Here is a 14,014-nt window from a genome sequence, read left to right on the forward strand (position 1 = left end):
ACGCCCGCTTACTAGTTGTGCTTCCAAGGCACAAAGGAGACTAAAAGTGACCACCCGTATTGGTATCAACGGCTTCGGCCGCATCGGCCGCAACTACTTCCGCGCAGCACTTGCTCAGGGTGCGGACCTCGAGATCGTTGCCGTCAACGACCTCACCAGCCCCGAGGCGCTGGCCCACCTGCTCAAGTACGACTCCGTCGGCGGGCGCCTGGCCGAAACCATCGAGGTCAAGGAAGGCAACCTCGTCGTCAACGGCAACGCCATCAAGGTCCTGGCCGAACGCGACCCCGCCAACCTCCCTTGGAAGGACCTGGGCGTTGACATCGTCATCGAGTCCACCGGTTTCTTCACCAAGGCAGCTGCCGCCAAGAAGCACATCGAAGCCGGCGCCAAGAAGGTCCTGATCTCCGCCCCCGCCTCCGACGAGGACATCACCATCGTGATGGGCGTCAATGACGGCCTGTACGACCCCGAGAACCACCACATCATCTCCAACGCTTCCTGCACCACCAACTGCCTCGGACCGCTGGCCAAGGTTGTTAACGACGCCTTCGGCATCGAGCGTGGCCTGATGACCACCGTCCACGCCTACACCGCAGACCAGAACCTGCAGGACGGCCCGCACAACGACCTCCGCCGTGCCCGCGCCGCCGCCATCAACATGGTCCCCACCTCCACCGGTGCCGCCAAGGCCATCGGCCTGGTCCTGCCGGAGCTCAAGGGCAAGCTGGACGGCTACGCCATCCGCGTTCCGGTCCCCACCGGCTCCGCCACCGACCTCACCGTCACGGTCTCCCGCGAGACCACCGTCGAGGAAGTCAACGCCACCCTCAAGAAGGCCGCAGAGTCCGACGAATGGCAGGGCATCCTGACCTACACCGACGCTCCGATCGTCTCCTCGGACATCGTCGGCGACCCCGCCTCGTCCATCTTTGACTCCGGTTTGACCAAGGTCATCGGCAACCAGGTCAAGGTTGTTTCGTGGTATGACAACGAATGGGGCTACTCGAACCGCCTGGTGGACCTCACGGAGCTCGTCGCCGCAAAGCTGGGCTAGGGTTAGCTACATGACATCTCACACCCTCAACGAACTGATCGCTGAAGGTGTCCGCGGGCGGTACATTCTGGTTCGAAGTGACCTGAATGTGCCGCTCGACGGCTCTACAGTGACTGACGACGGCCGCATCCGGGCCTCACTGCCAGTACTGGGAAAGCTCACGGACGCCGGTGCCCGCGTGCTGGTAACAGCCCACCTCGGCCGCCCCAAGGGCGCCCCTGAAGACAAGTACTCGCTCAAGCCTGCGGTTGCCCGCCTGGCCGAGCTGGCTTCCTTCCCGGTCTCCCTCGCGGACGACACGGTGGGCCCCTCGGCCAAGGAGAAGGCGGCTGCGCTGCAGGACGGCCAGGTCCTGGTCCTCGAAAACGTGCGGTTCGACGCACGCGAGACCAGCAAGGACGAAGCCGAGCGCGGCGCATTCGCCGACGAGCTGGTGGGACTCACCGGTGAAAACGGCGCTTTCGTGAACGACGCCTTCGGCGCTGTGCACCGCAAGCACGCCAGCGTTTACGACGTCGCCACCCGGCTCCCGTCGTACCTCGGCGACCTTGTGGGTACCGAGGTGGAAGTCCTTCGCAAGCTCACCGCCGACACCCAGCGTCCCTACGTTGTGGTGCTGGGCGGCTCGAAGGTTTCGGACAAGCTCGCAGTCATCGACAACCTGCTCGGCAAGGCTGACACCATCCTGGTGGGCGGCGGAATGCTGTTCACGTTCCTTGCGGCTGAGGGCCACAAGGTGGCCGGCAGCCTGCTGGAAGAGGACCAGATCCCGGTCGTCCAGGACTACCTCAAGCGCGCTGCCGACGCCGGCACGGATTTCGTGATCCCCACCGACGTCGTGGTTGCAGCCAAGTTCGCAGCCGACGCCGACCACGAGACGGTCAGCGCCGACGCCATTGAAGGCAGCAGCTTCGGGGCACAGGGCATCGGCCTGGACATCGGACCCGAGTCCGCCGCGGCGTTTGCCGAGCAGATCAAGGGTGCCAGGACGGTGTTCTGGAACGGACCCATGGGCGTCTTCGAGTTCGAGGCTTTCTCCGCAGGCACCCGGGCCATCGCCCAGGCGCTGACGGAGACGGACGCGTTCACGGTGGTCGGCGGCGGCGACTCCGCGGCTGCAGTGCGCACCCTCGGGTTCGCCGATGACCAGTTCGGACACATTTCCACCGGCGGCGGCGCCAGCCTGGAATACCTTGAGGGCAAGGAACTTCCCGGCCTGAGCGTTCTGGACCGCTAAAGACACACCAGCCGGCAGGGCACCTTCCGCACCGCGAAGGCGCCCTGCCGGCTGTTCACATGATCAGCACACTTGACCGGCATTTTTGGAGAACACGTGACTACGTCAACCAACGGCAACTTTGACCGCACGCCTTTGATCGCAGGCAACTGGAAGATGAACATGGACCACGTCCAGGGCATCACCCTCCTGCAGAAGCTGGCCTGGACACTGTCCGACGCCAAGCACGACTACAGCCGCGTGGAAGCCGCTGTCTTCCCGCCCTTCACCGACCTCCGCGGTGTGCAGACCCTCGTCCAGGGCGACGAACTGGATATCGCCTACGGCGGCCAGGACCTGTCCCAATTCGACTCAGGTGCCTATACCGGCGACATTTCGGGACAGTTCCTGAACAAGCTTGGCTGCAAGTATGTCCTCGTCGGCCACAGCGAACGCCGCACCATTCACGCTGAGTCGGACGAAGTCCTGAATGCCAAGGTCAAGGCGGCCTACCGACACAACGTCATCCCCGTCCTGTGCGTCGGGGAAGGCCTTGAGATCCGCCAGGCCGGCACCCACGTCCAGCACACGCTGGACCAGCTCCGCGCCGACGTCGAAGGCCTCACCGCCGAGCAGGCGGCCGAGCTCGTCGTCGCCTATGAGCCCGTCTGGGCCATCGGCACCGGTGAGGTTGCGGGCCCGGAGGACGCCCAGGAAATGTGCGCCGCGATCCGTGCCGAACTGACCGAACTGTTCGACGCCGACGTGGCAGCCAAGGTCCGTCTGCTGTACGGCGGTTCGGTCAAGGCCAGCAACGCTGCCGCCATCCTCAAAGAACGCGACGTCGATGGTGTGCTGGTGGGCGGTGCCAGCCTTGATCCCGCTGAGTTTGCTAATATTGTCAGGTTCGAGAGCCACCTCGTAACGGGCTAGTCCGTTTACCTGGCGCTCCCGCATCCACCAACTTTGGAAAGGCCGTCGTGGACGTTCTTCATGTGATTCTGCAGATCCTGCTGGGCATTACCAGCCTTCTGCTGACCCTGCTCATCCTGCTCCACAAGGGACGCGGCGGTGGCCTGTCGGACATGTTCGGCGGCGGAATGAGCTCGGGATTGTCCTCCTCCGGTGTTGCTGAGCGCAACCTGAACAGGTTCACCATTATCCTCGGCGTCACCTGGGGCGTTGTGATCATCGCCCTTGGCCTCCTCATGCGCTTCACAGGTGTGGCTGACTCCTAACGCTGTCTCAGCCACCAGCAGAAAAGCCCGGCCCAGTCAGGATCCGTTGCTGATTGGGCCGGGCTTTTCGTGCCGCCAGGGCGAACGGCAGACTAAACTGTCGCTATCGGACCTAACGGCAACGCCGCCATTAGCAGCGAGGGAGTTCCCATGGTGCATTCCTCTTCAGGATTCCGCGGCACCCGCGTGGGTGTCATTCAAGGGGCCGGATTGAAGAACCAGGGGGATGATCCTCTCGGGGAGCCCCTGCCGCGTATTTGTGTGTCCTATTGGTGCGCCATGGGCCATGAGACGCGGCCTGTTTTTCTTAAGTTGCCGGACGACCAGATTCCGGACGTGTGGGACTGCCGCCAGTGCGGCCGGCCGGCGTCGCGCAATCCCGGCGCCGTGGTGCCCGGCGAAACCCAGGAAGAGGGCTTCAAGACCCACCTGGAATACGTTAAAGAAAGACGCTCCAGCCAGGACGCCGAAGACGTTCTGGCTGGAGCGCTGCAGCGGCTAAGAGCCGGCCGGCGCCTTCCTGACTAGCTGTTCAGGAACGCGCGAGGCCGCGTTTTCGTCGATCAGCCACAGCGTCCGGGACCGTCCTGCGGGACCGGACGCGGGCACCTGCACCGGATTGGCCCCGGCCAGGGCCAGGCCCACTGCACCGGCCTTGTCTTCGCCGGCGACCACCATCCACACCTCCGCGGCGGTGTTGATCGCCGGCAGGGTCAAGGAAATGCGCTCTGGCGGCGGCTTGGGGGAGTTGCGGACCCCCACCACAGTAAGCTGCTTCTCGCGGATGCCGGCCTGCTCCGGGAACAGGGACGCGACGTGCGCGTCAGGCCCCACACCGAGCAGGACGACGTCGAACCGGGGAAGCCTGCCCGGCTCCTCGGGACGGTCGTCCGAGGCATCCGCGGCGTGCTCGGCAGCTGCCGCCTCGCTGAGCCGGCGCGCGTAGTCCTCAGCGGCCTGTTCCGGTGATCCAAAGTCATCGGTAGACCCCGGCACGTGAACCCTCGCGGGATCAACATCGATGTGCTTCAGAAGCGCCTCCTGGGCCTGGAACGCATTGCGGTCCGGGTCCTGGGAGCCGACAAAGCGTTCGTCACCCCACCAGAAGTTCACCTTGGCCCAGTCCACCGCCGGCGCAGCCGGCGAATCCGCCACGGCCTTCAGCGTTCCGATGCCCACCGTGCCTCCGGTAAGCACCACCGTCGCTTCGCCGAACCGGTCCTGCACATCCACGAGCTTGGTGATCAGGCGGGCCGCGATGGCGGCCATGAGTACAGAAGAGTCAGGATGGATGCTTACTCTGGGCTCAGCGCTCACTGGGACGGACACTCCTTAGATTGGTACGGGGCAGTCCAATAGTAATCACTTCGCCGAAGACTTCGTCGGGGTCGAGGCGGCGCAGTTCTTCGGCGAGGCAGTCGCGGAGGCTGCGCCGCGGCAGCGAGATCCGTTGTGCGGGCTGGCCTGGCTGGGTGAGTTCGGCGACGGAGAGTCCGGGGCGGAAGAGCTGGACGTCCCCGCCAGGGCGGGTGAGCCGGACCCGGCGGATGCCGGTGCCGGCCGGGTCGGCGACGATCGTGACCGGGGCGTCCAAGGACAGGGTCAGCCAGGCCGCGAGCAGGATGGTGCTGGGCGAGTCCGAGGCGCCCTCGACCGCCACGGCAGTGACGGGCGAGGAGTCGGCCTGGTCCAGGACCGCGGCGAGCTGGATGCGCCAGTTCGTCAGCCGGGTCCAAGCCAGGTCGGTATCGCCGGCCTTGTAGGTGTTCCGGATGTTTTCCAGGGCCACCTGGGGTTCGGCCTCATTCGCCGAATCCGTGATCCTGCGGTGCGCGATCCGGCCGATCGAGGTTTCGGACGCGTTCTTCGGTGCCCCGTGCGGCCACCAGGCCACGATCGGGGCGTCGGGCAGCAGCAGCGCGGCGACGAGGGACTCGCTTTCCTCGGCGAGTTCACCGAAGCCGCGCAGCACGATGACCTCGGACGCGCCGGCGTCCCCGCCGACCCGGATCTGCGCGTCGAGGCGGTTCGGCGCGGAGGAGCCGGCGTCGGCGAGGACGATGATCCGGCAGGGGTGTTCGCGGCTGGCCTCGTTGGCCGCCTCGATCGCTTCTTCCTCGAGCCCGGATTTGGTGACCACCACGAGGGTTAGGACCCGGCCTAGGGCGATCACGCCGCCCTGCTCGCGCAGGGACTGGATCTTCTTGGAAACGTTCGAGGTGGTGGTGTTCGGCAGGTCTACGATCATGGCCTTCTCCAGGTGCGTCCGTCGCGGGCTAGCAGCTCATCCGCCGAGGCCGGGCCCCAGCTGCCGGGTGCGTACGGCTCGGGCTGTTCGCCCAGGCCGGCCCAGTACTCTTCGAAGGGGTCCAGGATCTTCCAGGACAGCTCCACTTCCTCGTGCCGGGGGAACAGCGGCGGCTCGCCGAGGAGCACGTCCAGGATCAGCCGCTCGTAGGCTTCGGGGCTGGACTCGGTGAACGAGTGCCCGTAGCCGAAGTCCATGGTCACGTCCCGGACTTCCATCTGGGTGCCGGGGACCTTGGACCCGAACCGGATCGTGGCGCCCTCGTCGGGCTGGACGCGGATGACTACCGCGTTCTGGCCGAAATCGTCGTCGCCGTGGTCACGGAAGAGCAGGTTCGGTGCCCGCTTGAACACCACCGCGATCTCCGTCACGCGGCGGCCGAGCCGTTTGCCGGCGCGCAGGTAGAACGGCACCCCGTTCCAGCGCCGGGTGTTGATGTCCACCCGGATCGCGGCATAGGTTTCGGTGGTCGAGTCGGCCGGGATGCCCTCTTCTTCCAGATACCCCTGGACCTGCTCCCCGCCCTGCCAGCCGCCGGCGAACTGCCCGCGGGCCGAATGCGTGGACAGGTCCTCCGGTAGCCTCACCGCGGCCAGGACCTTTTCCTTCTCCGCGCGCAGGTCATCGGCGTTGAAGGAGATGGGCTCCTCCATCGCGGTGAGGGCGAGCAGCTGGAGAAGGTGGTTCTGGATCACGTCGCGGGCCGCGCCCACGCCGTCGTAATACCCTGCCCGGCCACCGGTGCCGATGTCCTCGGCCATGGTGATCTGCACGTGGTCCACGTAGTTCGCGTTCCAGAGCGGTTCGAAGAGCTGGTTCGCGAAGCGCAGCGCCAGGATGTTCTGGACCGTCTCCTTGCCCAGGTAGTGGTCGATCCGGAACACCGCGTCCTGCGGGAACACCGATTCGACGATGTCGTTCAGCTGCCGGGCCGATTCGAGGTCGTGTCCGAACGGCTTCTCGATCACCACCCGCCGCCACTTCTCGCCCTCGGCCTGCGCCAGGCCGTGCTTGGACAGCTGCCGGCAGACCTGCTCGAAGGCCTTCGGCGGGATCGAGAGGTAGAACGCGTGGTTGCCGCGGGTGCCGCGGTTCTCGTCGAGTTCCTTGATCGTCTCGCCGAGCCGCTCAAAGGCGGCGTCGTCGTCGAACGCGCCCTGCACGAACCGGATGCCCTCGGAGAGCTGGTTCCAGACCGCCTCATCGAACGGGGTCCGTGCGTAGGACTTCACGGCGTCCTTCACCTCGGAGGCGAAGTCCTCGTTGTCCCAGTCCCGCCGGCCGAAACCGACCAGCGCGAAGCTGGGCGGCAGCAGGCCGCGGTTGGCGAGGTCATACACGGCGGGCATGAGCTTTTTACGGGCAAGGTCCCCCGTGACGCCGAAGAGCACAAGCGAGGACGGTCCGGCAATCCGGTTCAGCCGCCGGTCCCGCGGATCCCGCAAGGGGTTCCCGGACCGGCTGGCTGGCCTTTTGCCGTTCAAAGTATCTGGCATGGTTTATTCGGTGCCTTAGCTCTCAGTGGCGGATGCTGCCTTGCTGGCCAGCGACGAAACGATCTCCTGCAGCTGGGCAACGCCCGCTGCCCGGTCGGTCAGGTGCAGGCGCAGGACGGGCCGGCCGTGCTCGCCCAGGACCTGGGCGTCACCGGCGGCCTGGGCCGCGATCAGCTCGCCGAAGGTGAACGGACGCTCGGGAATGGTGAGGTCCTGCGCGGACGCCGCCGTGACCTGCAGGAAGACACCGATGGCGGGACCGCCCTTGTGGAACTGGCCGGTGGAGTGCAGGAACCGCGGTCCCCAGCCGAAGGTGACCGGACGGCCGCTCACGGCGGCGAGCTCGTCCCGGACACCCTCGAGCTGTGCGTAGGCCAGGCGGTCGAAGTATGCCTGGACGCTCAGGTAGCCGTCGCCGCCGAGCTGGGCCAGCAGCTCCGAAACCGCATCCGCTGCCGTGGCAGCGTCGCCCAGCCACTCACCGCCGCGGACCTCGATCGCGCCGTCCACGAAGGCAGCCGGCGTCGGTTCCGGCTGCGCGTCCAGCAGTCCGCGGGCAGCCATCTTGGCGGCTTCGACGTCGGGCTGGTCAAACGGGTTGATGCCCAACAGCCGCCCGGCCACGGCGGTGGCGAATTCCCACACCATCATCTGCGAGGCGAGGCCCCCGGCAATGGCAACTTCGTTCTCGCCGAGTTCAACGTCAACATCCGTGCTGACCAGACGGACCACCAGGACGTCCTCAGCGCCGGAGCTAACCTCCGGAGCGTTCGGGCCCGCGACCACCGGCAGGATGCCGGTGCCGAGCTTGCCCGTGGATTCTGCGATGAGCTGCTCAGCCCAGTCAGCAAATCCGACGATCCCGGAGCCGTCCTCCGCGATGACGACCTTGTTGCGCAGCGGGTTGGTGCCGCCCAGGGCAGCACCGAGGACCAGCCCGATGTTCTCGGGTGCGTCCTCGTTCAGGATCTCGGCGGCTTCCTCCGCCTCGTCCAGCAGGGCCGCGATGTCCACGCCGGCCAGGCCCGACGGCACAAGGCCGAACGCGGTCAGCGCGGAGAAGCGGCCGCCCACGTTCGGGTCCGCGTTGAACACGGCCCGGTACCCGGCCTCACGGGACGCCTTGTCCAGCGGCGAACCCGGATCGGTGACGATGATGATCCGGCTTGCGGCATCGATCCCGGCGTCGCTGAACGCCTTCTCGAAAACCCTCCGCTGGGAATCAGTCTCAACAGTGGAACCGGACTTGGAGGAGACCACGATGGCGGTTTCCGTCAGACGGTCCGCAAGGGCAGCAGCGACCTGTTCGGGGTCGGTGCTGTCCAGCACGGTCAGCTCGACGCCAGCGGTGCCGGCGATGACTTCCGGAGCAAGGGACGACCCGCCCATGCCGCACAGGACAATACGGGTCACCCCCTCGGCCTTCAGGGCGTCCCGGAGTTCCAGAATGCCGTCCACCAGGGGCCGGGAGACGGTGGCCGCCTCGACCCAGCCAAGGCGGATGGCCGACTCGGACTCCGCATCCGGACCCCACAGGGTGTGGTCCTTGGCGAAGATGCGGGTGGCAACCCGGTCTTCCACGAGGGCGGGCAGGTGCTGCTCAAGAGCCTTCCGGGCGGCACCGGTGGCGTCGTAGCTGAGTGTGCTCATTGTGGACTAGGAAGCCTTCCGTGCAGTGGCGAGGGCACCTTCAACATCGGCCAGCAGTTCCTTCCAGCTGGCAACAAACTTGTCCAGGCCTTCGGATTCCAGCAGGGCGACGACCTCGTTGTAGGACACACCGAGGGCGTCGAGGGCGTTGAGGGTGGCGTTCGCTTCATCGTAGCCGTTGGTGATGGTGTCGCCGGTGACCACGCCGTGGTCGAAGGTGGCGTCCAGGGTCTTCTCCGGCATCGTGTTCACGACGCCGGGGGCGACGAGTTCGGTGACGTAGAGGGTGTCCGGGTAGGCCGGGTCCTTCACGCCGGTGGAAGCCCACAGCGGGCGCTGCGGCAGGGCGCCGGCCTGGGCCAGGACTGCCCAGCGTTCGGTGGAGAAGAGCTCCTCGTACACCTGGTACGCGAGGCGGGCGTTGGCAACGCCGGCCTTGCCCTTGAGGGCCTTGGCTTCCTGGGTGCCGATGGCGTCCAGGCGCTTGTCGATTTCGGTGTCCACGCGGGAGACGAAGAACGACGCGACCGAGTGGATCTTGGAGAGGTCGTGGCCGTTGTCCTTGGCCTGCTCCAGGCCGCTCTGGAAGGCGTTGATGACGGCGCGGTAGCGCTCGAGGGAGAAGATCAGGGTCACGTTGACGCTGATGCCCTCGGCCAGGGTTGCCGTGATGGCTTCCAGGCCCTCAAGCGTGGCCGGGATCTTGATGTGGACGTTGTCGCGGTTGACCTTCTTGTAGAGGTGCTTCGCTTCGGCGATGGTGCCGGCGGTGTCCCAGGCGAGGCGGGGGTCCACCTCGATGGAGACACGGCCGTCGACACCCTTGGTTGCCGCGGCGACCGGGGCGAAGAGGTCGCAGGCGTCGGCGACGTCCGTCGTCGTGATCTCGAAGATGGTCTCTTCGATGGAGGCGCCGGCAGCGGCCTGGGCCGCGATGGTGGCGTCGTAGTCCGTGCCGGAGGTGATGGCGGCGTGGAAGATGCTGGGGTTCGTGGTGACACCCACGACGTTCTTCTCTTCGATCAGCTTCTGCAGCGTGCCTGTCTTGAGGCGGCCGCGGGAGAGGTCGTCGAGCCAGATGGATACGCCGGCGTCGGAAAGCTGCTGGGTGGGAGTGCTAGTCATTTCTAATCTCCTTGAACTGTGGGGGAGTCTGTCAGGACTGGAGTCCGGCGAGGGAGTCCTTGGCGGCGGCGGCAACTGCTTCCGCGGTGATGCCGAACTCCTGGAACAGGCGCTTGTAGTCGGCGGATGCGCCGTAGTGCTCGAGGCTGACGGAGCGGCCGGCGTCGCCGACGAATTCCTTCCAGCCCAGGGCAAGACCTGCCTCGACAGAGACGCGGGCCTTGACCGCTGCGGGCAGGACTGCCTCGCGGTAGGCGGCGTCCTGCTTGTTGAACCACTCAACGCACGGCATGGACACGACGCGGGTGGCGATGCCTTCGGCCTGCAGGGCTTCGCGGGCCTGGACGGCCAGCTGGACCTCGGAGCCGGTGGCGATCAGGATGACCTGCGCGTCCACGGTCTTGCCGTCCTTGGACGCCTCGGCCAGCACGTAGCCGCCCTTGGCGACGCCTGCGGTCGAACCGAAGGTGTCACCCTCGGCGGCGCCTTCGCCACGCTCGTAGGTGGGGATGTTCTGGCGGGTCAGGACGATGCCGGCCGGGTTCTCGTGGTTCTCCAGCATGGTCTTCCAGGCTGCCGCGACCTCGTTGGCGTCGCCCGGACGGACGACGTCGAGGCCGACGATGGCGCGCAGCGAGGCGAGCTGCTCAACCGGCTGGTGGGTGGGGCCGTCCTCGCCGAGGCCGATGGAGTCGTGCGTCCAGACATACAGGGACGGCACACCCATCAGGGCGCCGAGGCGGATGGCGGGACGCTGGTAGTCGCTGAAGATCAGGAACGTGCCGGAGAACGCGCGGGTCTTGCCGTGCAGGCTGATGCCGTTCACGATCGAGGCTGCGGCGTGCTCGCGGATGCCGAAGTGCAGCACGCGGCCGTACGGGTTGCCGGACCAGGCGTTGGTCTGCTTGCCGGCGGGAACGAACGACGGCGAGCCCTCGATCGTGGTGTTGTTGGACTCCGCGAGGTCTGCCGAGCCGCCCCAGAGTTCCGGCATGACCGGGCCGATGGCGTTCAGGACCTTGCCGGACGCGGCGCGGGTGGAGACGTCCTTGCCGGCCGGGAAGACCGGCAGTGCGCCGTCGAGCTCTGCGGGGAGCTGGCGGGCCTCGACGCGCTCCAGCAGGGCAGCGGCTTCCGGGTTGGCGGACTGCCAGGCGGAGAAGGACTCTTCCCATTCCTTGCGGGCGTGGGCGCCGCGGTCGACGACGGCGCGGGCGTGGGCCAGCACGTCCTCGTCCACCTCGAAGGACTTCTCGGGGTCGAAGCCGAGGACGTTCTTCAGTGCTGCCACTTCTTCCGAACCCAGGGCCGAGCCGTGGATCTTGCCGGTGTTCTGCTTCTTCGGGGCCGGGTAGCCGATGATGGTGCGCAGCGAGATGATGGACGGCTTGGAGGTCTCAGCCTTGGCAGCCAGCAGCGCGGAGTAGAGCTCCTGGACGTCTTCCTTGTAGTCGCCGGTCTTGGTCCAGTCCACGCGCTGGGTGTGCCAGCCGTAGGCTTCGTAGCGCTTGAGGACGTCCTCGGTGAAGGCGATGTCGGTGTCGTCCTCGATGGAGATGTGGTTCTCGTCGTAGATGACCACGAGGTTGCCGAGTTCCTGGTGGCCGGCCAGGGACGAAGCCTCGGAGGTCACGCCTTCCTGGAGGTCGCCGTCGGAAGCGATGACCCAGATGGTGTGGTCGAACGGGCTGGTGCCGGCGGGAGCATCGGCGTCGAACAGGCCGCGCTGGCGGCGCTGGGAGTAGGCAAAGCCCACGGACGAGGCCAGGCCCTGGCCCAGCGGACCGGTGGTGATTTCCACGCCGGCGGTGTGCTTGTATTCGGGGTGGCCCGGGGTCAGCGAGCCCCAGGTGCGCAGCGCTTCGAGGTCCTTCAGTTCCAGGCCATAGCCGGAGAGGAACAGCTGGATGTACAGCGTCAGGGACGTGTGGCCGGGGGAGAGGATGAAACGGTCACGGCCGATCCAGTCCGGGTTCTTCGGGTCGTGCCGCATCAGCTTCTGGAACAGCAGGTAAGCGGCCGGAGCCAGGCTCATTGCCGTGCCGGGGTGGCCGTTGCCCACCTTCTCAACGGCGTCGGCGGCCAGGACACGCACAGTGTCAACGGCGCGCTGGTCGAGGTCGGTCCAAGTCAGTTCTTGCTCTTTCAAATGTGCCACGTAACCGGGCCCCTCTCTGTGTTAACGACAAGCGGTAATGACACACAGCGGCAGGGCATAATTGGTGCCCGCTGCATTTGTGCCTACCAGCCGTTCACCATTGAAACGTTGATCTTCATTCAGTCGCCGGACTGTATGGAATGCGGTTTCTTGCCCGTCTTCCAGTGTGCGCTGATCTGCAGACAGCTTAGCTCTATTCCACACTTCGAGCGGCCAAAATCTCACTAGTTGGACGCAATTTCTCTTTTGTGAATCTCACGTGCCGTGAGGCTGCGTTAATGTGATTGAAGCAAGCACGAACGAATCATTTTCAGTGATTTCCCGTCACACACCGATGCCAGCGATCCACGCGGGACCGCGGTATGATATCGGGAGGCCACCGGCGGACAGGGCGGGCTCAAATGCGCACATGACAGCCCAGCCACCGCCGTTGAGGGATCGGTCCGGACCGCGTGTCCAGACGGACCGATCAGTTAAACAGCCAGACAGAAACAGAGTGACTGCCACGTGAGCACAACAGATACGCCGCTGACCTCTTCCCGGGTCCACGGAAGAGCCGGACTAGCCCGCAAGGCCAAGGCGTACCTTGCACTCACCAAGCCCAGGGTCATCGAACTCCTGCTGGTCAGCACCCTGCCCACCATGATTTACGCGCAGCGCGGCTTCCCGTCCCTCGGCCTCATCATGGCCACCCTCGTGGGCGGCGCGTTCGCCGCCGGCAGCGCCGGTGCCTTCAACTGCTACATCGACCGCGACATCGACAAGCTGATGCACCGCACCGAGAAGCGCCCCCTGGTCACCGGCGAGGTCACTCCGCGCGAGGCCCTGATTTTTGCCTGGCTGCTGGGCGCCGCCGCCATCGCCATCCTCTGGTTCGGCGCGAACCCGCTCTCCGCCTGGCTCGGACTCGGCGCCATCGTCTTCTACGTCGTCATCTACACGATGATCCTCAAGCGCCGCACGGCACAGAACATCGTCTGGGGCGGTGCCGCGGGCTGTTTCCCCGTGTTGATTGCCTGGTCCGCTGTGACCAACACGGTCGAGTGGCCGGCCATCGTGCTGTTCATGGTCATCTTCCTCTGGACCCCGCCGCACTACTGGCCGCTGTCCATGCGCTACGGCGAGGACTACCGGAACGCCAACGTGCCGATGCTTGGTGCCATCGCCGGCGCAAAGGTCGTGTCCGTCCAGGTGGTCCTGTACGCCTGGGCAATGGTGGCCTGTTCGCTGCTCATGATCCCGGCCGGCAACGCGGGCTGGGTCTACACCGCCGTTGCCGTGCTGGCCGGCGCCTGGTTCCTGTACGAGTCCCACGCCCTCTACAACCGGGCACAGGGCGGGGACCTCTCGGACAAGGGCGCCATGAAGGTCTTCCACGGCTCCATCAGCTACCTGACGCTCCTCTTCATCGCACTGGCCGTCGACCCGTTCGTCGGCTCGCCGATCATGGGCTAACCCCACCAGCCACCCAGGACGCTTCCTCACATCCTGCACGTTTCCCCCGGACGCTTCCTCACATCCTGCAGGTTTCCCCCGGACGCTTCCTCACATCCTGCACGTTTCCCCCGGACGCTTCCTCACATCCTGCAGGTTTCCCCCGGACGCTTCCTCACATCCTGCAGGTTTCCCCCGGACGCTTCCTCACATCCTGCACGTTTCCCCCGGACGCTTCCTCACGTCTTTCCGAATGCAGAAACGCCCCTTCAGTTCATGAAGGGGCGTTTTCCTTGCCGCAAGCGGCCCGGCCTCGGAAGGGTCAGCCGTCG

12 protein-coding genes are annotated in these 14,014 nt (G+C 66.0%); 6 read left to right on the forward strand and 6 right to left on the reverse strand.

Annotated elements, in window-relative coordinates; all coding sequences use genetic code 11:
• Positions 1-46 precede the first annotated feature (46 nt).
• The 5 genes from gap (at position 47) to ARGLB_RS22920 (ending at position 4,039) form a co-directional block, all read left to right on the forward strand.
• Complete coding sequence (gap, locus tag ARGLB_RS18810) at positions 47-1,057, forward strand: type I glyceraldehyde-3-phosphate dehydrogenase (RefSeq protein WP_003805562.1); 1,011 nt, start codon at positions 47-49, stop codon at positions 1,055-1,057.
• 10 nt (positions 1,058-1,067) lie between these two features.
• Complete coding sequence (locus ARGLB_RS18815; protein WP_003805563.1) at positions 1,068-2,294, forward strand: phosphoglycerate kinase; 1,227 nt, start codon at positions 1,068-1,070, stop codon at positions 2,292-2,294.
• Positions 2,295-2,390: 96 nt separating this feature from the next.
• Positions 2,391-3,206, forward strand: coding sequence for a triose-phosphate isomerase (gene tpiA, locus ARGLB_RS18820; protein WP_003805564.1), 816 nt, complete (start codon positions 2,391-2,393; stop codon positions 3,204-3,206).
• A 47-nt stretch (positions 3,207-3,253) separates the two neighbouring features.
• Complete coding sequence (gene secG / locus ARGLB_RS18825) at positions 3,254-3,511, forward strand: preprotein translocase subunit SecG (RefSeq protein ID WP_003805565.1); 258 nt, start codon at positions 3,254-3,256, stop codon at positions 3,509-3,511.
• A gap of 150 nt (positions 3,512-3,661) precedes the next feature.
• Positions 3,662-4,039: an RNA polymerase-binding protein RbpA gene (locus ARGLB_RS22920; RefSeq protein ID WP_003805568.1), complete on the forward strand. Its 378-nt coding sequence runs from the start codon at positions 3,662-3,664 to the stop codon at positions 4,037-4,039.
• Here ARGLB_RS22920 and pgl read toward each other — a convergent pair.
• From pgl to tkt, 6 genes are read right to left on the reverse strand one after another with little or no spacing between them, the layout of a single operon-like run.
• Positions 4,010-4,828 (reverse strand): 6-phosphogluconolactonase, encoded by an 819-nt coding sequence (gene pgl / locus ARGLB_RS18835; RefSeq protein ID WP_003805570.1) that lies wholly within the window; start codon positions 4,826-4,828, stop codon positions 4,010-4,012. The genes ARGLB_RS22920 and pgl overlap by 30 nt on opposite strands.
• On the reverse strand, positions 4,818-5,759 hold the full coding sequence (locus tag ARGLB_RS18840) for a glucose-6-phosphate dehydrogenase assembly protein OpcA (protein ID WP_003805571.1): 942 nt from the start codon (positions 5,757-5,759) through the stop codon (positions 4,818-4,820). The genes pgl and ARGLB_RS18840 overlap by 11 nt, the downstream gene beginning before the upstream one ends.
• A complete protein-coding gene (gene zwf, locus ARGLB_RS18845; protein ID WP_043419789.1) occupies positions 5,756-7,315 on the reverse strand; it encodes a glucose-6-phosphate dehydrogenase in 1,560 nt (519 codons plus the stop codon). The genes ARGLB_RS18840 and zwf overlap by 4 nt, the downstream gene beginning before the upstream one ends.
• A 15-nt stretch (positions 7,316-7,330) precedes the next feature.
• Positions 7,331-8,965 carry a phosphoglucose isomerase-related protein gene (locus ARGLB_RS18850; protein ID WP_003805577.1) on the reverse strand — a complete coding sequence of 545 codons (1,635 nt, stop codon included), beginning with the start codon at positions 8,963-8,965 and terminating at the stop codon, positions 7,331-7,333.
• A 6-nt stretch (positions 8,966-8,971) separates the two neighbouring features.
• A complete protein-coding gene (gene tal / locus ARGLB_RS18855) occupies positions 8,972-10,090 on the reverse strand; it encodes a transaldolase (protein ID WP_003805578.1) in 1,119 nt (372 codons plus the stop codon).
• 31 nt (positions 10,091-10,121) lie between these two features.
• The gene (gene tkt / locus ARGLB_RS18860; RefSeq protein ID WP_043419791.1) at positions 10,122-12,239 is read right to left on the reverse strand and encodes a transketolase; all 2,118 of its coding nucleotides are present in this window, start codon (positions 12,237-12,239) and stop codon (positions 10,122-10,124) included.
• A 516-nt stretch (positions 12,240-12,755) separates the two neighbouring features.
• Here tkt and ARGLB_RS18865 point away from each other — a divergent pair.
• Positions 12,756-13,703 (forward strand): heme o synthase, encoded by a 948-nt coding sequence (locus ARGLB_RS18865; protein ID WP_003805583.1) that lies wholly within the window; start codon positions 12,756-12,758, stop codon positions 13,701-13,703.
• Positions 13,704-14,014: the final 311 nt, after the last annotated feature.

It is taken from the genome of Arthrobacter globiformis NBRC 12137, assembly GCF_000238915.1.
GTDB classification, from domain to species: Bacteria; Actinomycetota; Actinomycetes; order Actinomycetales; family Micrococcaceae; genus Arthrobacter; species Arthrobacter globiformis.